The sequence below is a fragment of the Pseudomonas sp. GW821-FHT03A09 genome (genome assembly GCF_059421065.1).
The window spans coordinates 202,085-222,594 of record NZ_JBWKUX010000002.1; the positions used below are offsets into that span (position 1 = coordinate 202,085).

General features: G+C 60.5%; 16 protein-coding genes and 1 riboswitch. Of the genes, 8 read left to right on the top strand and 8 right to left on the bottom strand.

Going from position 1 to position 20,510, the window contains the following annotated elements; all coding sequences use genetic code 11:
• Positions 1–18 precede the first annotated feature (18 nt).
• Positions 19–765, top strand: a complete 747-nt coding sequence (locus AC07V4_RS03735) for an RsiV family protein (protein ID WP_431753493.1) — start codon at positions 19–21, stop codon at positions 763–765.
• Here the strand turns inward: AC07V4_RS03735 and cytX are convergent.
• Complete coding sequence (gene cytX, locus AC07V4_RS03740; protein ID WP_492637315.1) at positions 734–2,023, bottom strand: putative hydroxymethylpyrimidine transporter CytX; 1,290 nt, start codon at positions 2,021–2,023, stop codon at positions 734–736. The genes AC07V4_RS03735 and cytX overlap by 32 nt on opposite strands.
• A 164-nt stretch (positions 2,024–2,187) precedes the next feature.
• A complete protein-coding gene (gene thiC, locus AC07V4_RS03745; RefSeq protein WP_492637316.1) occupies positions 2,188–4,092 on the bottom strand; it encodes a phosphomethylpyrimidine synthase ThiC in 1,905 nt (634 codons plus the stop codon).
• A gap of 147 nt (positions 4,093–4,239) precedes the next feature.
• A riboswitch (TPP riboswitch) is annotated at positions 4,240–4,345 on the bottom strand.
• Positions 4,346–4,541: 196 nt separating this feature from the next.
• Here thiC and AC07V4_RS03750 point away from each other — a divergent pair.
• Positions 4,542–5,981: a TolC family outer membrane protein gene (locus AC07V4_RS03750; protein WP_431753496.1), complete on the top strand. Its 1,440-nt coding sequence runs from the start codon at positions 4,542–4,544 to the stop codon at positions 5,979–5,981.
• Between the two features lie 51 nt (positions 5,982–6,032).
• Here the strand turns inward: AC07V4_RS03750 and waaA are convergent, their stop codons facing one another.
• Both waaA and AC07V4_RS03760 read right to left on the bottom strand, forming a co-directional pair.
• Positions 6,033–7,310, bottom strand: coding sequence for a lipid IV(A) 3-deoxy-D-manno-octulosonic acid transferase (waaA, locus tag AC07V4_RS03755; protein ID WP_492637317.1), 1,278 nt, complete (start codon positions 7,308–7,310; stop codon positions 6,033–6,035).
• A gap of 23 nt (positions 7,311–7,333) precedes the next feature.
• Positions 7,334–8,224, bottom strand: a complete 891-nt coding sequence (locus AC07V4_RS03760) for a LysR family transcriptional regulator (protein WP_492637318.1) — start codon at positions 8,222–8,224, stop codon at positions 7,334–7,336.
• Between the two features lie 102 nt (positions 8,225–8,326).
• Between AC07V4_RS03760 and AC07V4_RS03765 the strand changes: the two genes are divergently transcribed.
• The 4 genes from AC07V4_RS03765 to AC07V4_RS03780 are packed head-to-tail and all read left to right on the top strand — an operon-like array spanning position 8,327 to position 11,709.
• Positions 8,327–8,662, top strand: a complete 336-nt coding sequence (locus tag AC07V4_RS03765; protein WP_431753499.1) for a DMT family transporter — start codon at positions 8,327–8,329, stop codon at positions 8,660–8,662.
• Between the two features lie 55 nt (positions 8,663–8,717).
• Positions 8,718–9,893, top strand: coding sequence for an NAD(P)/FAD-dependent oxidoreductase (locus AC07V4_RS03770; RefSeq protein WP_492637319.1), 1,176 nt, complete (start codon positions 8,718–8,720; stop codon positions 9,891–9,893).
• Positions 9,890–10,702 carry an aldo/keto reductase gene (locus AC07V4_RS03775; RefSeq protein WP_431753501.1) on the top strand — a complete coding sequence of 271 codons (813 nt, stop codon included), beginning with the start codon at positions 9,890–9,892 and terminating at the stop codon, positions 10,700–10,702. The genes AC07V4_RS03770 and AC07V4_RS03775 overlap by 4 nt, the downstream gene beginning before the upstream one ends.
• 41 nt (positions 10,703–10,743) lie before the next feature.
• Positions 10,744–11,709, top strand: a complete 966-nt coding sequence (locus AC07V4_RS03780) for a metal ABC transporter ATPase (RefSeq protein WP_431753502.1) — start codon at positions 10,744–10,746, stop codon at positions 11,707–11,709.
• Between the two features lie 34 nt (positions 11,710–11,743).
• On the opposite strand, the gene hldE is transcribed toward AC07V4_RS03780, so the two are convergent.
• Together hldE and msbA are read right to left on the bottom strand one after the other, a co-directional pair.
• On the bottom strand, positions 11,744–13,168 hold the full coding sequence (gene hldE / locus AC07V4_RS03785) for a bifunctional D-glycero-beta-D-manno-heptose-7-phosphate kinase/D-glycero-beta-D-manno-heptose 1-phosphate adenylyltransferase HldE (RefSeq protein ID WP_431753503.1): 1,425 nt from the start codon (positions 13,166–13,168) through the stop codon (positions 11,744–11,746).
• Positions 13,169–13,377: 209 nt separating this feature from the next.
• Positions 13,378–15,183, bottom strand: coding sequence for a lipid A export permease/ATP-binding protein MsbA (gene msbA / locus AC07V4_RS03790; RefSeq protein ID WP_492637320.1), 1,806 nt, complete (start codon positions 15,181–15,183; stop codon positions 13,378–13,380).
• Positions 15,184–15,342: 159 nt separating this feature from the next.
• Between msbA and AC07V4_RS03795 the strand changes: the two genes are divergently transcribed.
• Together AC07V4_RS03795 and AC07V4_RS03800 are read left to right on the top strand one after the other, a co-directional pair.
• Positions 15,343–17,223: an O-antigen ligase family protein gene (locus AC07V4_RS03795; RefSeq protein WP_492637321.1), complete on the top strand. Its 1,881-nt coding sequence runs from the start codon at positions 15,343–15,345 to the stop codon at positions 17,221–17,223.
• 4 nt (positions 17,224–17,227) lie between these two features.
• Positions 17,228–18,433 carry an acyltransferase family protein gene (locus tag AC07V4_RS03800; RefSeq protein WP_492637322.1) on the top strand — a complete coding sequence of 402 codons (1,206 nt, stop codon included), beginning with the start codon at positions 17,228–17,230 and terminating at the stop codon, positions 18,431–18,433.
• Here the strand turns inward: AC07V4_RS03800 and AC07V4_RS03805 are convergent.
• Both AC07V4_RS03805 and AC07V4_RS03810 read right to left on the bottom strand, forming a co-directional pair.
• The gene (locus AC07V4_RS03805) at positions 18,428–19,312 is read right to left on the bottom strand and encodes a glycosyltransferase (protein ID WP_492637323.1); all 885 of its coding nucleotides are present in this window, start codon (positions 19,310–19,312) and stop codon (positions 18,428–18,430) included. The genes AC07V4_RS03800 and AC07V4_RS03805 overlap by 6 nt on opposite strands.
• Entirely contained in the window at positions 19,309–20,457 is a 1,149-nt protein-coding gene (locus AC07V4_RS03810) for a glycosyltransferase family 4 protein (protein ID WP_431752707.1), read from the bottom strand. Before AC07V4_RS03810 ends, AC07V4_RS03805 begins: the two co-directional genes overlap by 4 nt.
• Positions 20,458–20,510 lie beyond the last annotated feature (53 nt).

The following is a 20,510-nucleotide window of genomic DNA, read 5'->3' on the forward strand; positions in this document are numbered from 1 at the left end:
GATTTACGAAGGACACCCATGTCGCTTTTAAAAATCGCCTCCGTGGCTTGTATTGCCTTGACCCTGGGCGCCTGCCAGAGCTTGTTCCAACCCAGCTATCTCAAGCCGCTGGACACTCGACCGGACGCTTCGGAACAGATCAAACCCGGCTGCGACAGCCCGGATTGCCCGCTGGTCAACATCGACACCGTGCATTTCCCTACCGAACCGCAACTCGACTCTCTGGTGGAACAACGCCTGCTGCAAATGACCCGCACCACGCCAGGCGCCAGCGTGCCAGCGACCTTGAATGCCTATCGGGATAAATTCCTGCGTGAATCCGCCGACCGCAACAGCATGTACTTGCAGGCCAAGGTACGTGAACAGCATGACGGACTAGTGATCGTTGAAGTGTCCAGCTACCTGGACACCGGCGCTGCCCACGGCGAACCCGGCCGTGGTTTCATCAACTATTCGCGCCTGCTGCACAAGGAACTGAGCCTGACCGACATGTTGCTGCCGGGCCAGGAACAGGCGTTCTGGAACACCGCGAAAGTCGCCCACAACAGCTGGCTGATCAACTCGCAGATGGACCGTGACCCGGAGTTCGTGAAGAACTGGCCGTTCCAGAAAACCCCGAACGTAGCCTTGACCAGCAACGGGGTGGTGCTCAAGTACAACGTGGCAACCATCGCACCGTATGCATTGGGGCTGATCGAAATGACCATCCCCTACGCACGTCTCACTGGCGTGCTCAAGCCTGAACTGGTGCCCGCGCGCCACTGAAGGCCCGGCCCAGGATGAGCTGCAACAACCCTGCCAGCACCAGTGCCGGCAGGGTCGCGCCGACATTCGGATACAGGTTGGCCAGCAGGTGATACGCGCCGATGCCCCCCAGCCACGCCACCAGCGCGGGCCAGTGCAACGGGGTGACCGAGCCCTGGTTTCGATGGCGCAGGATGAAGTGATCCACCAGCACCACGCCGAACAACGGCGCAAACACTGAGCCAATCAGCAGCAGGAAGTTCTGGTATTGCGCCAGCGGCGCGAGGCAGGCGATCAAGGTGCAGATCACACCAATGGCCAAGGCCAGGTGCTCGACCTTCCAACGCAATAGAATCCCGCTGGACACCGCCGCCGAGTGAATATCGGCAAAGGCGTTTTCCGATTCATCCAACAGGATCAGCAACAGCGGAATCCCCAGGCCCGCACCGGCCAGCGCCAACAACAACGCATTCACTTCACCGCTGGGCGCAAACGCCAGGGTGTAGGCCACGCCCAGGCTCATCAGCCAGAAATTACCGATAAAGAAGCCCAACGCGGTGCCGCCGAACACGCTTTTCGCGCGCTTGCCGAAACGCGAATAGTCGGCAATCAACGGCAACCAGGACAGCGGCATGGCGATGGCGATATCGAAACCCACCGCGAACGGCATTGTACCGTCACCGGGCTGGGCCCAAAGCGCGGCGAGGTCGGCCTTGGCGAACAGGTTCCAGGTCAGCCACAGGCACGCGGCCAACAGCAGCCAGATGCCCCACTTGCGCAGGATCTGCCGCACAAACGTCAGCGGGCCGCTGACCGCCAGCAATGTGGCCAAACCACCGAAGAACAGCGTCCACAGCAATGGGCTGGCCATCAGGCTGCCTTCGCTGAACGCTCGCGTGCCCAACAGACTGGCGGCGTCGCGCATGACGATAATCTCGAACGAACCCCAGCCGATCAGCTGCAACAGGTTCAACAACGCCGGCAAACTCGCACCCTTGGTGCCAAGGCTGAGTTTAAGCGCAGCCATGGCGGACAGGCCGGTGTCGCTGCCGATCACACCGACAGCGGCCAGCAACAATACACCTGCCAAGGTGCCGAGGAAGATCGCCAGCAACGAACCTGACAAGCCCAAGCCCGGCGCGAGCAAGGCGCCGGTCTGCAGGACCATCAGGCCGATGCCGAGGGAGAACCACAGGGAGAACAGGTCGCGGGCGCCGAAGACGCGCTTGTCATTCGGCACGGCGATGTCGGGGGAGTAAGTACTCGGTTGAATGCTCAAGGATGTTATCTCTGAGGGGCATTTGTTGTTTGTCAGATCGCTATCGGGGGCAAGCCCCCTCCCACATGGGGCCTGCTGTGAGCACAGATTTTGTGTACACATCGGTCAACTGTGGGAGCGGGCTTGCCCGCGATGGCGGCGGCACAATCACCGCCGCCCCCGGATCAGACTTTTTTGTAGAGCTGACTCCCTTCCTGCTTGAACCGCTCCGCCTGCTCCGCCAAGCCCTTGGCCACGTCCACATCCACCGCATCAATACGCTGGTTGGCCGCGTACTCGCGCACTTCCTGGGTGATTTTCATCGAGCAGAACTTCGGCCCGCACATCGAGCAGAAATGCGCGACTTTGGCCGAGTCTTTCGGCAGGGTTTCATCGTGGTAGGAACGTGCGGTGTCCGGGTCCAGGCCGAGGTTGAACTGGTCTTCCCAACGGAATTCGAAGCGCGCCTTGCTCAAGGCGTTGTCGCGGATCTGCGCGCCCGGGTGCCCCTTGGCCAAGTCCGCAGCATGCGCGGCGATCTTGTAGGTGATGATCCCGGTCTTCACGTCATCCTTGTTCGGCAAACCCAGGTGTTCCTTGGGCGTGACGTAGCAAAGCATGGCGCAACCGAACCAGCCGATCATCGCCGCACCAATCCCCGAAGTGATGTGGTCGTAGCCTGGGGCGATGTCGGTGGTCAGCGGGCCGAGGGTGTAGAACGGCGCCTCGTCGCAGCACTCCAGCTGCTTGTCCATGTTCTCCTTGATCAACTGCATCGGCACGTGGCCGGGGCCTTCGATCATGGTTTGTACGTCGTGCTTCCAGGCAGTCTTGGTCAGCTCGCCGAGGGTTTCCAGTTCGCCGAATTGGGCAGCGTCGTTGGCGTCGGCAATCGAGCCTGGGCGCAGACCGTCGCCGAGGGAGAAGCTGACGTCGTAGGCCTTCATGATTTCGCAGATTTCGTCGAAATGCGTGTAGGTGAAGTTCTCTTTGTGGTGCGCCAGGCACCACTTGGCCATGATCGAGCCGCCACGGGACACGATACCGGTCACGCGTTTGGCGGTCAGCGGCACGTAGCGCAGCAGCACGCCGGCGTGAATGGTGAAGTAATCCACGCCCTGCTCGGCCTGTTCGATCAGGGTGTCGCGGAACAACTCCCAGGTCAGGTCCTCGGCGGCGCCGCCGACTTTTTCCAGGGCTTGGTAGATCGGCACGGTGCCGATCGGCACGGGCGAGTTGCGGATGATCCACTCGCGGGTTTCGTGGATGTGCTTGCCGGTGGACAAGTCCATCACAGTGTCCGAACCCCAGCGAATGCCCCAGGTCAGTTTCGCCACTTCCTCTTCAATCGACGAACCCAGGGCGCTGTTGCCGATATTGCCGTTGATCTTCACCAGGAAGTTGCGGCCGATGATCATCGGTTCCAGTTCGGTGTGGTTGATGTTGGCCGGGATGATCGCGCGGCCACGGGCGATTTCTTCGCGTACGAATTCCGGCGTGATGATTTTCGGCACGCTGGCGCCAAAGCTGTGGCCGGCGTGTTGCTGGTCGAGCAGGCCAGTGGCGCGGGCCTCTTCGAGCTTCATGTTTTCGCGGATGGCGACGTATTCCATCTCGGCGGTGATGATGCCTTTGCGCGCGTAGTGCATTTGCGTGACGTTGGCACCGGCCTTGGCGCGGCGCGGGTTCTTCACGTGGGCGAAGCGCAGTGCGGTCAGTTCGGCATCGCTCAGGCGCTGTTGGCCGAAATGCGAGGTCAGGCCAGGCAGGCGCTCGGTGTCGCCACGCACTTCGATCCACGGCGAGCGCACATCGGCCAGGCCTTTGCGTACGTCGATGATCACGTTGGGGTCGGTGTAGGGGCCGGAGGTGTCGTACACCGTGACCGGGGCGTTGATTTCACCGCCGAAATCGGTAGGGGTGACGTCCAGGCTGATTTCGCGCATCGGTACACGAATGTCCGGGCGAGTGCCTTGCACATAGATTTTTTGCGAGCGGGTAAAGGGTTGCACGGAGCCGGAGTCGACCTTGGCCGATTCACTCAAGTGCACGGTGTTTTTTAGTTTTGTACTTTTTATTTCTGTGCTCATCACGGGCTCTCCAACTATCCAGGCGGTGGATTTTTGTCGGAGCGAACCTGAGACGGATGGACGCACTGAGAGCAGTGCTGTGCTTGGCGCACGGGGTGTTCGATTGTCGAACAACTATCCCGAACGAAGCACAAGAGGACTCGCCGGGTGACGAGAAATCTTGTTCCCTACGCAGGCGCTAACCTGATCAGGTTCAACGGGATCCGGTATTTACCGATCTCAGCCTTCCAACAAGGCACCCCGACAAGAACGCCGCCAGTCTAGACCAGGCTGGGGGCAAATTGCCAATAGCGCAGTATTCAGCGTGATGAATGGCGTGATTGCGGGATTGTTGCGCCGGGTCAGCGCAACTACACTCGGTGACCGCCACAATGCTTGACGCCAGGAATGGCCAGCCTTAGCCTTGGGCGCTAAATTATCGCTGTAATATTCATACTAGGGATCGCCTCATGCTGCGCAAACTCTCACTGGCTCTTGCCGTGTCTTGTGCGACCAACGGAATGGTCTGGGCAGCTGAAGCGCCCTTGTCTGCCAAAACCGATCTGGTCAGCGTCTACCAGGAAGCGGTGAACAACAACGCCGACCTGGCCGCCGCCCGCGCCCAATACGGCGCGCAAAAAGAAGTGGTGCCCCAGGCGCGCGCCGGCTTGCTGCCGAACCTGTCGGCCGGTGCTGACAGCAATAATGTCCGCACCCAGATCGACCAACCGGCGGCCACCGTCAACCGTGACGCACACTCCTGGCGTGCCACCCTGAGCCAGCCGCTATTCCGCGCCGATCGCTGGTTCCAGCTGCAAGCCGCTGAAGCCGTCAACGAGCAGGCCTCGTTGCAACTGTCGGCCACCGAGCAGAACCTGATCCTGCAAAGCGCCGAGAACTACTTCGCCGTGCTGCGCGCCCAGGACAACCTGGCGTCGACCAAGGCCGAAGAAAATGCGTTCAAGCGCCAGCTCGACCAGTCCAACGAGCGCTTCGACGTGGGGCTGTCGGACAAGACCGACGTGCTGCAATCCCAGGCCAGCTACGACACCGCACGCGCCAACCGCATCGTCGCCCAGCGCCAGGTAGACGACGCCTTCGAAGCGCTGATCACCCTGACCAACCGCCAGTACAACTCGATCCAGGGCATTGTCCACACGTTGCCGGTGCTGCCACCAGCGCCGAACGACGCCAAGGCCTGGGTCGAAACCGCCGGCCGCCAGAACCTCAACCTGCTGGCCAGCAACTACGCGGTGACCGCCGCCGAAGAAACCCTGAGGCAGCGCAAGGCCGGCCACTTGCCGACACTGGACGCCGTGGCGCAATACGAAAAAGGCGATAACGACGCACTCGGCTTCAGCAACCCTAACCAACTGCCCGTGCCGTACGGTGGCGATGTGTCCCAACGCACCATCGGCCTGCGCCTGAACATCCCGATCTACAGTGGTGGCCTCACCAGCTCCCAAGTGCGCGAATCCTATTCACGCCTCGACCAGACCGAACAGCAACGTGAAGGCATGCGCCGCCAGGTCGTAGAAAACACGCGCAACCTGCACCGCGCCGTGAACACCGATGTGGAACAGGTACAGGCACGCCGCCAGTCGATCATCTCCAACCAGAGCGCAGTGGAAGCCACGGAGATCGGGTATCAGGTGGGCACGCGCAACATCGTCGACGTGCTGGACTCACAGCGCCAGCTCTACTCGTCAGTGCGCAACTACAACAACAGCCGCTACGACTACATCCTCGACAATCTGCGCTTGAAGCAAGCCGCGGGCACGCTGAACCCGGGGGATTTGCAGGATCTGGCGCGCTACCTCAAGGCCGACTACAACCCGGACAAGGACTTCCTGCCACCGGACTTGGCCAAGGCCGCTGCCGAGCAGCTCAAGGCCCGCCCCGGCTACTAAGCGCAGCACAAAACCAATGTGGGAGCTGGCTTGCCTGCTCCCACATTTGGATCAGTGTCGAATCATCCGGTCCAAACCATCCAGCAGGCGCTTGAGTGCACCCTGGTTGGTTTGCATCACCTTCAACCCCGCCTCGGCCATCTTGCGCGCATCCTGCGGCAACTCGAACAACTGCCGCACGGCCTCGGCCAATCCCTCAGCATCATCCACTTCGCGCAACGCCCCGGCCTGGCGCATCATCGCGCTGATTTCGAGGAAGTTGAACAGGTGCGGCCCCATGATCACAGGCTTTGCCAATGCCGCCGGTTCCAACGGGTTGTGGCCACCGGTCGGTACCAGGCTGCCGCCGACGAAGGCACTGTCGGCCAAGGCATAGAGAAACAGCAGCTCGCCCATGGTGTCACCCAGCAACACTGAGGTTTGTGCGGTCACGGGGTCACCACTGGAACGACGCACTGTGGCGAAGCCTTGTTGCTCGCACAGCTCAAACATCGGGCCAAAGCGCTCTTGGTGACGCGGCACCAAAATCAACAACGCATTGGGATAGCTGGTGAGCAACTGGCGATGGGCTGCCAGCACCACCGAATCTTCGCCTTCGTGGGTGCTGGCGGCGATCCACACCGGACGCTCGCTGGCGCCCCATTGCTCGCGCAAGGCCGCAGCCCGCACCGGCAACTCCGGGTCGATGGTCAGGTCGAACTTGATCGAGCCGGTGACCTCAACGGTTTCCGGTCGCGCACCCAGGCTAAGAAATCGTTGGGCCTCGGTGTGTGTCTGCACGGCGAACAGGCTCATTTCAGCCAGCATCGGCGCTGTCAGCCTGGCAAATCGTGCATAGCCTTTAGCGGAACGTTCCGACAGCCGCGCATTGGCCAACGCCACGGGTATGCCACGCTGGGCGCAGGCATGAATATGATTAGGCCACAACTCCGTCTCCATGATCACCGCCAGTTTCGGCTGCACGTGATCGAGAAAACGCTTGGCGGCGCACGGTACGTCATACGGCAAATAGCAGTGCTGAATACGTGGTTCGTTGGCGAACAACGCCTGGATACGCTCGGACCCCGTGGGGGTCATGCAAGTGACGGTGATCGGCAGTGTCGGATGGCGCGCCATCAGCCCGCGAATCATCGGCGCGGCGGCAATGCTTTCGCCCACCGACACGGCATGCACCCAGATCCCGCCCGGCTGCATCACCGGCAGACCGTAGGAAAACCGTTCGCCCACACGCTTGGCATAAGCCGGCGCCTTGCGCGCACGCAGCCACAGACGTAAAGCCACCAACGGCAGCGCCAGGTAAAACAGACAGCTGTAGAGGATTCTATTCATGGCGGCGGAGTTTATCGGCTTTTTCAATCGATCGCCTGCAAGCACTCGGCAAATCGTTTCGCCAGGAAGCGTGCGGCCGGCCCGAGGTGCTCGTCACGGCGCCAGACCAGTTCCACCACCAGGGCCGGCGGGGTCCATTCGCTGTCCAGCTCGACCATTTGTTGCTGATAGGTCGGGTACTGCACGATGTGCCTCGGTAGCCAGGCCCAGCCCAGGCCGCTCATCAGCCATTCGGCCAGCACGTAGAAACTGTCGGCGCGCCACACCAAGGGGCTGGCGGCCTCACTGCCGGGATAGACGCTGGTCTGAGTCGACATCAATAGCTGGCGAAACTGTGCCAGGCGCTGGCAATCCACATAGGGTTCCTTGGCGAGCGGGTGGTTCACGCCGCACACCGTCACCATCTCCACACTGCCCACGACCCGACGCTCAAGGGCCTCGGGGATTTGGTCGTGATAGAACAGCAGGCCCAGGTCGGCTTTACGCTCCACCAACTTGCGCGCCACATCGCCTTGGGCGGCGCTGGACAACTGTACTTCCAGCAGCGGGTATTGCACGGCCAGCGCCTCAAGGCTGTCGAGTACCGGCTGGAACAGCATGGCTTCGTCCTGGGCCAGGCGCAGGCAGGCTTCTTCACCGCGAGTCAAGGACAGCGCCCGACCATTGAACCGCTCACACTGGCGCAGCACCTCGCGCGCCTCCTCCAACAATACGCTGCCAGCCTCGGTCAAACGCGGCTGGCGGCCGCTGCTACGATCAAACAGGCTCAACCCCAGGTCCGCCTCCAGCAGGGCAATCCCATTGCTCACCGCCGATTGCGCCTTGCACTGGTCACGCGCCACTGCCGAAAACGAACGCTGCTCGGCAACACTGACAAACAGACGCATTTGCTCAAGATTCCACTGCACGCTCATGGCACAACCCATCTCTTGTTCGGATAGGTAATGACTTTACCCCATCTTTTCAAGCGCTAGAATGCCGACCTAACCAACACGCAATACACCGAGGATTACCCCATGAATGTCGCCTACCTCTACCTGGCCATTGCCATTTGCTCGGAAGTGATCGCGACCGTCTCCATGAAAGCGGTCAAGGGCTTGAGCACACCCATCCCGCTGCTGCTGATGATCGTGGGTTATGGCGTGGCGTTCTGGATGCTCACCCTGGTGGTGCGCACCGTACCGGTGGGCGTGGCCTATGCGGTGTGGGCGGGGCTGGGGATCGTGATGGTCAGTGTCGCTGCCTTGTTTATCTACGGGCAGAAGCTGGACGTCCCGGCGATGCTGGGGATGGGCCTGATCGTGTTGGGCGTGGTGGTGATTCAGCTGTTCTCGAAAACCGTCGGGCACTGACCGCTACTCAACAGGCTGTATACTGCGCCCCTTGTCTTGAACACTGAGGTCGCCGATGCCATCCGTTATTTCCACCGACGTTCTGATTGTCGGCGCCGGGGTTGCCGGCCTCTGGCTCAATGCGCGCCTGCGCCGCCAGGGGTTTTCCACGGTGCTGGTGGAAAGCGCCACCTTGGGCGGCGGGCAAAGCGTGAAGTCCCAGGGGATCATTCACGGCGGGGCGAAGTACGCCCTGCACGGCGCCCTCACCGGTGCCTCCGAAGCCATTGCCGACATGCCGCGCCGTTGGCGTGAAGCCCTGGCGGGTAATGGTGAGCTGGACCTCTCCGACGTGCGCGTACTGTCTCAAGCTCACTATCTATGGTCCCCCGGCACCCTCGCCGGCAATCTCACCAGCTTCTTTGCCAGCAAGGCCGTGCGCGGGCGCGTGGATCAGGTAAAGGGTGACGACTTGCCCCCTGCCCTGCAGGATCGCCGCTTCAAGGGAAAGGTCTATCGCCTGGCCGAACTCGTGGTGGATGTGCCCAGCGTGATCGGACGCCTCGCGCAACTGGCCGGTGACGGGCTGCTCGCCGGGCAGCACATCGAGCCACTGCTGGAAAACGACACCCTGGTGGGCCTGAAGGTGGATGGCCGCGAGATCCGCGCCCAACGCATCGTGCTCAGCGCCGGTGCCGGCACGGCGGATTTGCTCAGCACCCTGGGCCTCAGCCAACCCGCCATGCAGAAACGCCCATTGCATATGATCATCGCCAAAGGCCCTGGCCTGAAGCCGTTGTACGCCCACTGCCTGGGCGGCGGCACCAAGCCGCGCATCACCGTCACCACCCATCCGGCCGCTGATGGCAACTGGGTGTGGTACATGGGCGGCGATATCGCCGAAGCCGATGGCGTGGCACGTACACCAGAAGAACAGATCGCCACCGCCCAAAAGGAGCTGGCGCACCTGTTGCCGTGGATCGACATGAGCCAGACCCAGTGGGCCACCTTGCGCGTCGACCGGGCCGAGCCACTGCAATCGGGCCTGACCCGTCCCGACAACGCCTTTCTCGCCGAACAGGGCCGCCTGCTGGTGGGCTGGCCGACCAAGCTGGCGCTGGCGCCGGACTTCGCTGATCGCGTGCTCAACGCCCTGGAGCGCGACGGTATCCGCCCAGGCGCCACCGAGCCTCTGCCAGCCCTGCCCAAACCGGCTATTGGCGTACCTGCCTGGGAGCAACTGTTGCCATGAGCCTGCCCACCTTGCACGACTTGCATCGCCCCTTGGGCAGTACTGGCTTGATGGTCTCGCCACTGGGCCTGGGCACCGTCAAGCTGGGTCGCGACCAGGGCGTAAAATACCCCAGCGGCTTCCAGATTCCTGATGATGACGAAGCGCGGATGCTGCTGCGCCAAGCCCAACAGTTGGGCATCAACCTGATCGACACTGCCCCCGCCTACGGGCGCAGCGAAGAACGCCTGGGGCCGCTGCTGCGCGGCCAACGCAAGGACTGGGTGATTGTCAGCAAGGTCGGCGAAGAGTTCGTCGATGGCGTGTCCCATCACGATTTCAGTGCCGCCCATACGCGGCTGTCGATCGAACGCAGCCTGAAAAGACTTGAAACGGATTTTATCGATCTGGTGCTGGTGCATTCCGACGGCAATGACCTGCACATCCTCAACGATTGCGAGGTTTACCAAACCCTGGCCGAGCTGAAAAAAGAAGGCAAGATTCGCGGCTTCGGCTTCTCCGGCAAAACCGTTGAAGGCGGCGTGAAGGCTCTGGAACAGGGCGATTGTGCGATGGTCACCTACAATCTGAACGAGCAAACCGAGAAAGCCGTGATTGATTACGCGGCGGCCCATGGCAAAGGCATCTTGGTGAAAAAGGCCCTGGCCAGCGGCCATGTTTGCCTGGAGCCTGGAATGGATCCAATTCATGCCAGTTTCATGCTGTTGTTTGCGCAAACGGGCGTCGCCAGTGCTATTGTCGGGACCATTAACCCGCTGCACCTGGCCCATAACGTGGCGACCGCTGCCCAGGTCATTCGTCAACTCTGATGCCGCCCACGCGGCCGACCCCGTCGCAAGAAGGAGCCGACATGCCGCGAACGCTCATAAGAAAAAATCCCAGCAACTTCAAGACACTGCCGCTGTACGTCGAAGCCACACCCGAGGGCCTGAGCTACCAGAGCGTCGGCATGCCGCTCAACTTCGCCCAGGTCCTGCAACGACGCAAACCGGTCGACGTACCGGACGCCGAGCGCTTTGCCCTGGAACTGGCCAACCTTGGCGTATCGGTGCGACTGACGCTGCATTGGCAAAACAAAGACTACTGGGTGCTCGTGCGCCAGCGTCGCCAGGACCGCGGCGATGTGGTGCTCAAACTGATCTCCGGCTACGTTCCCGCTCATGAGCTGAACCTGCCGCTGCACACCGCCATCCAGGAAATTGCCGAGGAGTGCCTGCTCGAAACCCCCGAAGGCTGGCTCGGCGGGCGTTTCAACGACACCTGGCTGCCGGCGCCCTATTCCGCCGCCCTGCATTACCGTGAAGCCTTGCCCTTTCGCCTCAGCCCGCTCTCCGGAGCCGCGCGCCCGGTGCGCTGCGCAACGACGCAGTTGATCGAGCGCCCGCGAGCCTATGTGCACCTGCCCACCGCATCGCTGCAATTGATCTATGACTTGCGCCTGGAAGTACCGAAGGAAGCCAAGTCCCTGAGCCTGTTCCATGTGGACGAGCGGCTTGAAGGCGATCAGTTGGTGGCACGCCTGGACCGCCAACGTCCGGACCTGTACCTGATGCCCTTGAAAGACGGCCAGCCGCTGGCCGAGTTGTACACCGTCAAGAAAGACCAACTGTATCCGGCGAGCACACGGGGTTTGTACCTGGCAGAAAGCTTCGCCCAGCAAGAAGGCTGGCTGGTGCGTGATGAGCGGATTCGTTGGAAGGACTGGCTCAGGCAGCAAGGCCTGGCGGAACCGGAGAAGGAGTCGAAGCTCAAGCGCTTGACCGGCAAGGCGCGGCAGATGCTGCGCAAGATCGTGCCGAAAAAAGCCAGCCGCTAGGAGCGAGCACCCTCGCTTCTAGCGGCAACGCGCTTTATTCGTTGCTGCGGATTTTTTCGACGATCGCGGTGGTCGAGCTGTTTTCAACCAGGCCCAGCACTTTGACCTTGCCACCGTAGGCGCTGACGATGTCGGCACCGACGACTTGATCGACGGAGTAGTCACCGCCCTTGACCAGCACGTCCGGCTTGACCTGGGCCAGCAGGTTTTCCGGGGTGCCTTCAGGGAAGCTGATCACCCAATCCACCGCGCCCAGACCCGCCAGCACCGCCATGCGACGGTCGACGCTATTGATCGGACGGCCCGGACCTTTCAGGCGACTGACCGAAGCGTCGTCGTTGACCGCAACGATCAGGCGATCGCCTTGGGCACGCGCCTGTTCCAGGTAAGTCACGTGGCCCGCGTGCAGGATGTCGAAACAGCCATTGGTGAACACAATGCTTTCGTTGTGGGCGCGGGCATCGTCAATCGCCAGCAGCAACTGCTCGATACTCAGCACGCCACGCTCGGAACCTTCGGAACGCTGGATCGCCCGGCGCAACTCAGGCGCACTGATGGCCGCCGTACCCAGCTTGCCCACCACGATACCTGCGGCCAGATTGGCCAGGGCTACCGCGTGAGGCAATTCTTCACCTGCCGCGATAGAAGCGGCCAAGGTGGAAATGACCGTGTCACCGGCACCGGTCACGTCGAACACTTCACGGGCACGTGCCGGCAGGTGCATCGCCGGATGGCCCGGGCGCAGCAAGGTCATGCCGTGCTCGCCACGGGTCACCAGCAAGGCGCCCAGGTCGAGATCAGCCATCAGGGTGGCGCCCTTGCTCACCAATTCATGCTCATCGGCACAGCCGCCGACGATGGCTTCGAACTCGCTGAGATTTGGCGTGATCAGGCTGGCACCCCGATAAATCGAGAAATCCTTGCCCTTGGGATCGGCCAGCACCGGAATGCCCTTGGCCTTGGCGGCCTGGATCAGTACCTGGTGATTGCGCAAGGCGCCTTTGCCGTAATCGGACAACACCAGCACCTTGATACCTTCGAGCAACTCATCGACCTGGCTGCCGAGGGCCAGGGCGTCGGTGGCGAAGGGTTCTTCGAAATCGATACGCAGCAGCTGCTGGTGACGACTCATGACCCGCAGCTTGACGATGGTCGGCTGATGGGCGATGCGTTGGAACACCGCACGCACGCCTGCACCGCGCAGGCTGTTGGCCAGGCTGTCGGCGGCTTCGTCGTCGCCGGTCACACCCACCAGGGAGGCCGGGGCGCCGAGCGCAGCAATATTGAGGGCAACGTTGGCAGCGCCACCTGGACGGTCTTCGATTTGCTCGACCTTGACTACCGGTACCGGTGCCTCAGGGGAAATCCGTGAGGTACCGCCATGCCAGTAACGGTCGAGCATGACATCGCCGACCACCAAGACAGGGGCTTGATCGAATCGCGGCATGGACAACTTCATGGAGCAACCCACATACAAAATGAACAGGGGCGCGATATTAGCACAGGGTTTGCGATGGCTTGCGACTAGCGAGACACCGAATCCACTGCGGGGCAAATGTAGGAGGGGGCTTGCTCCCGATGGCGGTGGGTCAGCCAGCATTTCTGCAAGCTGACACTTTGCTATCGGGGGCAAGCCCCCTCCCACAGTAGTCCTATGTAGCTGTCAAATCAGGTGATATCGGCCGACACCGGCGTATCCAGGCCCATGGAGTGCAAGCGGGCGTAGTAGCCGTTTTGCGCCAGCAACTGGCCGTGAGTACCACGCTCCACGATACGACCGTCGTCCATCACCAGGATCAGGTCGGCCTTCTCGATGGTCGACAGGCGGTGCGCGATCACCAGGGTCGTGCGACCTTGCATGACCTTGTCCAGCGCCGCCTGAATGTGCCGCTCGGACTCGGTGTCGAGAGCCGAGGTGGCCTCGTCGAGAATCAGCAGTGGCGCATTCTTGAGCAACGCACGGGCAATCGCCAGGCGCTGGCGCTGGCCGCCGGACAGCAGCACGCCGTTTTCGCCAACCTGAGTGTCAAAGCCCTTGGGCAACTGGTCGATGAAGTCCTTGGCATTGGCATCCGCCGCTGCCGCCTCGACATCTTCCCGTGGTGCGCCGGCTAGATCGCCATAGGCGATGTTGTTGGTCACCGTGTCGCTGAACAACGTCACATGCTGGGTCACCTGGGCAATGTGTTTACGCAGGTTGAGCAGCTTGTAATCTTCGATTTCGACGCCATCGAGCAGGATCTCACCGCTCTCATGGTGATAGAAACGCGGGATCAGGCTGGCCAGGGTCGACTTGCCGCTACCCGAGCGCCCGACCAGGGCGATCATCTGCCCAGGCTCGGCGGTGAAGCTGATGTCCTTGAGCACATGGCGCTCAGTGCCTGGGTAGGTGAAGTTCAGGTTGCGCACTTCCAGACGACCATTGACCTTGTCGCGCTCGACAGTGCCGTGGTCGACTTCGACCTCTTCGTCCAACTGCTCGAAAATACTTTCAGCGCCGGCCACACCTTTCTGGATGGTCGAGCTGACTTCCGACAGTTGGCGGATCGGCTTGGGCAATAGACCGGCCAGGGTGATGTAGGCAACCATATCACCGGCGGACGCATCGCCACGCAGATACAGAACCAGGAACATCAGCACCGCCATGGCGGTGTAGATCACCAGTTGCAGTGCCGGCGTGTAGATCGCGCCGGTGCGGGTCATGCGCAGTTGCTTGTTGGTATTGCTCTGGCTGGCCTTGAAGAAGCGCTTCTCCTCGTAGACTTCACCGCCGAAGCTGCGCACCACGCGATAGCCCTGGATGGTTTCCGAGGCCACGTGGGTCACGTCGCCCATTGCCACCTGGATCTTTTTGCTCTGCTTGCGGAATTTCTTGCTGGCCGTGCTGACCATCACCGCAATCAACGGCAGGATGGCGATCATGACCAGCGTCAGGCGCCAGTTCATGTACAGCAGGGAGGCGAACAGGAAGATCACCGTCATGCCTTCGCGGATCACCACCTTGATGGCATCGGTCGCCGCGCCCGTAACCATGGTCACGTTGAAGGTGATGCGGGAAATCAGGTGCCCCGAGTTGTGATTGTCGAAATACCGGTTAGGCAGCGTCAGCAGGTTGTTGAACAACTGCACTCGCAAGTCGTGGACCAGACCCAGGGAGACCTTGGCCAACAGGTAGTTGCCCAGGAATGACCCCAAGCCCTGCCAGGCAGCGATCAAGATAATCAGCAGCGGAACGGCCTGCAACAATTGCAGGTCCCGCAGGAAAGGCACGGTGGGGAACAACACGGCTTCCGGGTTGGAAAGGCCATCGACAAAGTATTTGAGGATGTAACCCAGCATCGGCTGGGTTGACGCGAAAATCAGAAATCCGACGATACTCAACGCGAACAAGCCCATGTAGGGCTTAACGTAACTAAGCAGGCGGAAGTATATTTTCAAGCTCGAAGGGCTTGCGCTCGGACTGGAGTCGGTCATATCACGCGGCGTTTTGAAAAAGGAGGCTGACTTTAGCACAGCTTCTCTGTTGTACTTGCACCCGGCGTAAGCCGCGGCCCGGTTGGACCCGACCGGCGACATTACATAGCCACTACCTTAAGATGGTCGGCTTTCTCTTTCTGGAATGGCTTTTACTGTATGCACTCCAAGCGCCTAACCTATGGCTCAAATCGCGTTTTCGACTTCCTGGTCCTATGGATTTTGCCCATTGGCTTGTTGCTGCTCCTGAGTGCACTGTTCTTCGTCACCAACCGCAATGTGCTGCACCGCTTCTTCTACATAACGTTCAGCGTACCGACCTTGTTCCTACTGTGCATGCGCCCCCGAGAACTCAGGGAGCTTTTGCGCGAGCCCTTGGCGATCGCGTTTGTGGTGTTCTCCGCCTGGGCCCTGATCAGCATGCTCTGGACCCCTGAATCGACCAACGACACCGACCTGCTCAAACGGCCGCTGAATACGTTCATGCTGTTCGGCGGAATGGGGCTTGTGCTGCATTATCGCAACGAGCTGTTCAAGCCGATCTTCTTTAGTGCCGCACTTATAGCGTTGGTCGCCACCACTTTCAACCTGGTGCATTTCATCACGGATTTCGAGCCGGGCGGGCGCATGATTGGCGGGCGCGGAGCGCTTGACAACCCGCTGCTCAGCTCTCATGTCTTTGGTTTCTTCACCATTTACTGGCTGTATGTCTGTGTAACGACCCGCCGACTGAAAAACCTCTGGTTCGCGGTACCCGCGCTCGCCATTATGCTCGCCGCTGTGTTGGCGACAGGCTCCCGGACACCATTGGTCGCCTTGGTGCTATCGGCACTCTGGCTTACGTTTGCCAGCCCGAACCGTCGATCGGCCATGATGATTGCCGGCCTAGCTCTCGGGGCATCACTCGTCCTGTTGATCGACCCTCAGATCATCACCGCACGGGGCGACTCCTCCCGACTGGGCCTTTGGCAGATGTCTCTGGAGCGTATCGCCGAACACCCATGGATCGGTCACAGCTATGACTCCGATCTTTACCTGAGCCTCGGCTGGGGTGAAACCCTGCGCGAACCCCACAGCTTTGCCCTGGGGGTGCTGTATTACGTTGGCATCATCGGCTTTATCCCATGGATTTTCATGATCGGCTGGGCGTTGTACAACAGCTTCCAGCAACGGGCACAACCGCTGTTCATCCTCGCCTCGTCTCTGTTGGCCTATGGCATCGGCGCAGGCCTGACCGAAGGTGGGGGTATTCTCTCGCGCCCCAAGGAGCACTGGTTCCTGCTGTGGATTCCGCTGGCATTGATTGCTGGCCTGAGCATTGCCCAGCGCCGACGCAGTGTGCTGCGCATGCCAGTGGAGCCCCTCAATCCGCACGCATTCGAGCAACTGTGCGGCAACGCTCATGTAATTGAGGCCGATGGCCTAGGGCCAAAAGTACTGCGCCTGGAAGATGGCAGCTACCTCAAACTGTTCCGGTCACGTCGCTGGTACACATCGGGTAGTTTTAACCCCTACTCAGAGCGGTTTGCCAGCAACAGCGAACAACTGCGCGAGCTGGGCATTCCTGCCCCCCCTATTCTGAATCTTTATACCTTGAACGATGGCAGCAGCGCCGTGCGCTACGAACCACTACCAGGGCTTACCTTGCGCCAAGCGCTGCAAAGCCTGGACAGCAGTCTGCGTGAGTCGCTGATCGAGCGTTTTGGCCGATTCATGGCTCAGTTGCACGAGCGCGGCGTGTACTTCCGCTCGCTGCACCTGGGCAATGTACTGTTGATGGACGATGGTGAGTTCGGCCTGATCGATGTGGCCGACATGCGCGTATACCCCTCGGCGCTGCGCAACGCGCTGCGCCAACGTAACCTGCGCCACATGCAACGTTATCCACAAGACCGCAACTGGTTGTTCGAGGCTCACTTTGAACAGCTCGTCCGAGGCTATGCCTCCGTCGCATCGGCCCAGGCCACGGCAAAAATTCGCGAACAGGTCCTGACCCTTACTCGTCCGGCACAGGCGATCCGCCCTACAACGACGAGGTAATAGCATGAACTTATGGTTCACTACTCCGATGCTGGCGATCGCGATCTACGCGATTGCCATTACCACCTCAGCAGTGCTGCTGCGCCTGTTTCCGCGCATGGGTGAAAGCCTGATATCCACGGGTAGCCAGCGTTATGAAAGTATCGACGGACTGCGTGGCTATCTGGCCCTCGGCGTATTCATCCATCACGCAGTGATCCTGTGGATTGCGCTCACTACCGGCGTTACCGACGTTCCCGCCAACAAGTTCTATGCCCAAATCGGCCTGGCCAGCGTGGCGCTGTTCTTCATGATTACCGGCTTTCTGTTCTGGGGGCGTCTGCTCAAGCATGGTCAGTCGCATGACTGGCTGGCGTTTGCGGTTTCCCGGATATTCCGGATCTACCCTCTGTATCTGCTTCTGTTGGTGGTGGTAATCGCAAACGTGTTCCGCCTGCAAGGCTGGACCCTGATGGAGTCACCTGCGGATCTGCTCAAGCACATCGCTCTGTGGTTGACCTTCGACCGACCGGACATCAACGGTTTTGCTCATACAGGGAACATGATTGCCAATGTCACCTGGACCCTGAACTACGAGCTGTTCTTTTATATGGCCCTGCCGTTTTTTGGCGCACTGTTCATCAGCCGCGGACGCTGGCAAAAGACTGTCATGGCGACCCTGGCGATCGTCCTGGTGTACAAATTGATAGGCTGGGAACACGCCCTGAGGGTGCACATCATCATGATGTTCCTCGGAGGTATCGGCGCGGCGTATTGGGTTCGCCGGCCGGCGCTGGTTGCATGGGGCAAGACGCGCCTGGCAGCAGTCATCGCGCTGATAGCACTGGCGTTGACCATGACCTTGTTTCGCAAAAGCTTCGCCATCACACCGCTGATTCTGTTAACGGTGTTCTTTGTGGTAGTGGCATCCGGCAATACACTGTTCGGTACGCTGAAATTGACCAGCGTGCGCTGGCTGGGTGAGGTCAGCTTCAGTACCTACCTGCTGCACGGCTTGCTGCTATGGCTGGCGGTTCGCGAACTTCCAGCCCTAATGCCCGCTGACCTGCACCAGCCCCAGGCGTTTCTGGCCATGCTGGCGGTCACCACCGTGCTGCTAGTGACCCTCAGCACCTTGAGCTACATCTATATCGAAAAACCCGGCATCGAAGCCGGCAAGCACGTGCTATGGCGCCTGCGCAACCGGCGAGCGAAAGCCGCAACTCTATGACTTGCGTTGTCGTACCAAATAAAGCCGCACCAACCCGCGCAAGGTCTTGCGCCCCCAGAACTTCAACGGGATCTGCTTGAGAATCTCCCGCGCCAACGGGCGATCACGGTCGGCGGTCTTGAGGAACATCGAGTTCAGGAAGTTATAGCGAACCTGATCATAAGCCGGGTGATCGCTGAACAAGCCATAGGTCTTGAGGATGTTCTGGATCATGTAGCGATGGTTCTTGTACGTATTGGTGGCGTGCTGACGATAACGCGCCATCACCACGCCCAGCACGTCAATGGTGTAGCCGGCGTGGGTAATTTTCAGCTCGATCAGCAGGTCTTCCAAGGGGATCAACGGATCGAAACCACCGACTTGCACCAGCGCCTCCTGGCGGATCATCAGTGTGGGCGCCGGCGGAAAGGGCTTGCGATCCATGAACAGATCGTCGAAGTCCAGGCTGCGAAACGGCAGGTCGCGGTGCTGCTTTTTCTCCGGGTATGGCTTGCCGTCGCCATCGATCAGCTCGATGTTACCGGCGCAGATACCGACCTTCGGCTTGCCGTCCATGTAGGCAACCTGGGTCGCGATACGCTCGGGCAACATGATGTCATCAGAGCCGAACGGCACGATCAGGCTGCCCTTGGCCCGGGCGATAGCACCATTGAGGGTGTTGGTCAGGCCCTGGTTCTGCTGGACCTGGAAGTCAAAGCCATGCTCGGCCTGCAAACGGCGAATGCGCTCGACGCTGTCATCCTTGGAGCCGTCATCCACCACCAATAATTCGATATGGGTGTAGGTCTGCCCCAGCACGCTAAGAATACTCTGCTCGATGTACGGAGCATGGTTGTAGGACGCGATGATCACCGAGACCAGGGGTTGTGGCTGATTCATGCTCTACCTACTTCACGCAAACCGGTTTCAATCAGGGTCAGGTACTTGTGCTTGAACTCGTCAAGGGTGTGATTGGCCACCAGATAACGGAACACCTCTTCACCCTTGGCACGCAGTTGTTCGTCGCTCAAGGCCAGGTAAGTGTCCAGGGCGGCGGTCAATTGCTCGACGTTGCCCGGATCGTGGGAAAGGCCGCCAGCACCCTGCACCAGCGGCAGCATGGCCGGGCCGTTGGAGGCGATCACCGGCAAGTGCCCGCTCATGCCTTCAAGCAGCGCCAGGCCCAGGCCCTCGAACAACGACGGCATGGTCCATATGTCAAAGCCGCGCACGTACTTCATGCCGTCCTCACGGAAGCCCAGCAGGTGTGCACGACCGGTCAGGCCCAGGCGTTCGATGTCGGCACGCAAATCGGCTTCGGCGCGACCGGAACCGATGATGCCCACCTGAGCCTCAGGGTATTTGTCCTTGAGGTTGGCAAAGGCTTGCAGCAGATGGGTGTGGCCCTTGATCGGCACCAGACGCCCCAGCGCGCCAATCATCCGGGCATCCATCGGCAGGCCCAGGGCCTTGCGTGCGTCCTCACGGGTCAGCTGCAAGGCTTCTGCCTGCGGGATATCGATAGCGTTGGTAACGTAAGTGGTGTTGTCACGGGTGAATCCGCAATTGAGGTCCACCAGGTAATCCTTCACCGCCTCCGACACGCCGACAAAACGCCACGCCGGGCTGACCCAACGCTGGGTCTGGCGACGACGGTAGCCACGGGCATATTCGCCAAACCCGTGGGAAATGCCAATGCACAGCGGGATCTTCAACCAACGGTTGAGCGACAGCATCATGTTCACCGACTTGAAGCGGTTACAGATGACCACGTCGAATTTCTGCTCGCGGCAATACTTATAGATCTGCCACATGGCGCCAAAGCGAATGCCCTTGAGGGACTTCTCCGGCAGCTCGAAATAGTGGGAATGCTCGGCCACGCTCAAAGGCTGGCCGGGCAGAGGGCGGCCGCTGAGGAACCCCGATGTCACCTCGAAGCGCTCAGCCGGCAAGGACTTGACGATCTGCTCGCCCAAATCGGCGAAGTCATTGGTCTTGACGTTGTAGTCCGGCTGTAACTGCAAAACCTTGAAACGAGGCTTCATAACTCTCCATGCAGCGATCTGGCTACGGGCACACAGCCCGGTAAAAAGGCGAC

What these genes read in the sequence shown, in the direction of transcription:
- AC07V4_RS03735 (WP_431753493.1), top strand. Translation starts at nt 19, where the DNA reads ATGTCGCTTTTAAAAATCGCCTCCGTGGCTTGTATTGCCTTGACCCTG.
- thiC (WP_492637316.1), bottom strand. Translation starts at nt 4,092, where the DNA reads ATGAGCACAGAAATAAAAAGTACAAAACTAAAAAACACCGTGCACTTG.
- AC07V4_RS03750 (WP_431753496.1), top strand. Translation starts at nt 4,542, where the DNA reads ATGCTGCGCAAACTCTCACTGGCTCTTGCCGTGTCTTGTGCGACCAAC.
- waaA (WP_492637317.1), bottom strand. Translation starts at nt 7,310, where the DNA reads ATGAATAGAATCCTCTACAGCTGTCTGTTTTACCTGGCGCTGCCGTTG.
- AC07V4_RS03760 (WP_492637318.1), bottom strand. Translation starts at nt 8,224, where the DNA reads ATGAGCGTGCAGTGGAATCTTGAGCAAATGCGTCTGTTTGTCAGTGTT.
- AC07V4_RS03765 (WP_431753499.1), top strand. Translation starts at nt 8,327, where the DNA reads ATGAATGTCGCCTACCTCTACCTGGCCATTGCCATTTGCTCGGAAGTG.
- AC07V4_RS03770 (WP_492637319.1), top strand. Translation starts at nt 8,718, where the DNA reads ATGCCATCCGTTATTTCCACCGACGTTCTGATTGTCGGCGCCGGGGTT.
- AC07V4_RS03775 (WP_431753501.1), top strand. Translation starts at nt 9,890, where the DNA reads ATGAGCCTGCCCACCTTGCACGACTTGCATCGCCCCTTGGGCAGTACT.
- AC07V4_RS03780 (WP_431753502.1), top strand. Translation starts at nt 10,744, where the DNA reads ATGCCGCGAACGCTCATAAGAAAAAATCCCAGCAACTTCAAGACACTG.
- hldE (WP_431753503.1), bottom strand. Translation starts at nt 13,168, where the DNA reads ATGAAGTTGTCCATGCCGCGATTCGATCAAGCCCCTGTCTTGGTGGTC.
- msbA (WP_492637320.1), bottom strand. Translation starts at nt 15,183, where the DNA reads ATGACCGACTCCAGTCCGAGCGCAAGCCCTTCGAGCTTGAAAATATAC.
- AC07V4_RS03795 (WP_492637321.1), top strand. Translation starts at nt 15,343, where the DNA reads ATGCACTCCAAGCGCCTAACCTATGGCTCAAATCGCGTTTTCGACTTC.
- AC07V4_RS03800 (WP_492637322.1), top strand. Translation starts at nt 17,228, where the DNA reads ATGAACTTATGGTTCACTACTCCGATGCTGGCGATCGCGATCTACGCG.
- AC07V4_RS03805 (WP_492637323.1), bottom strand. Translation starts at nt 19,312, where the DNA reads ATGAATCAGCCACAACCCCTGGTCTCGGTGATCATCGCGTCCTACAAC.
- AC07V4_RS03810 (WP_431752707.1), bottom strand. Translation starts at nt 20,457, where the DNA reads ATGAAGCCTCGTTTCAAGGTTTTGCAGTTACAGCCGGACTACAACGTC.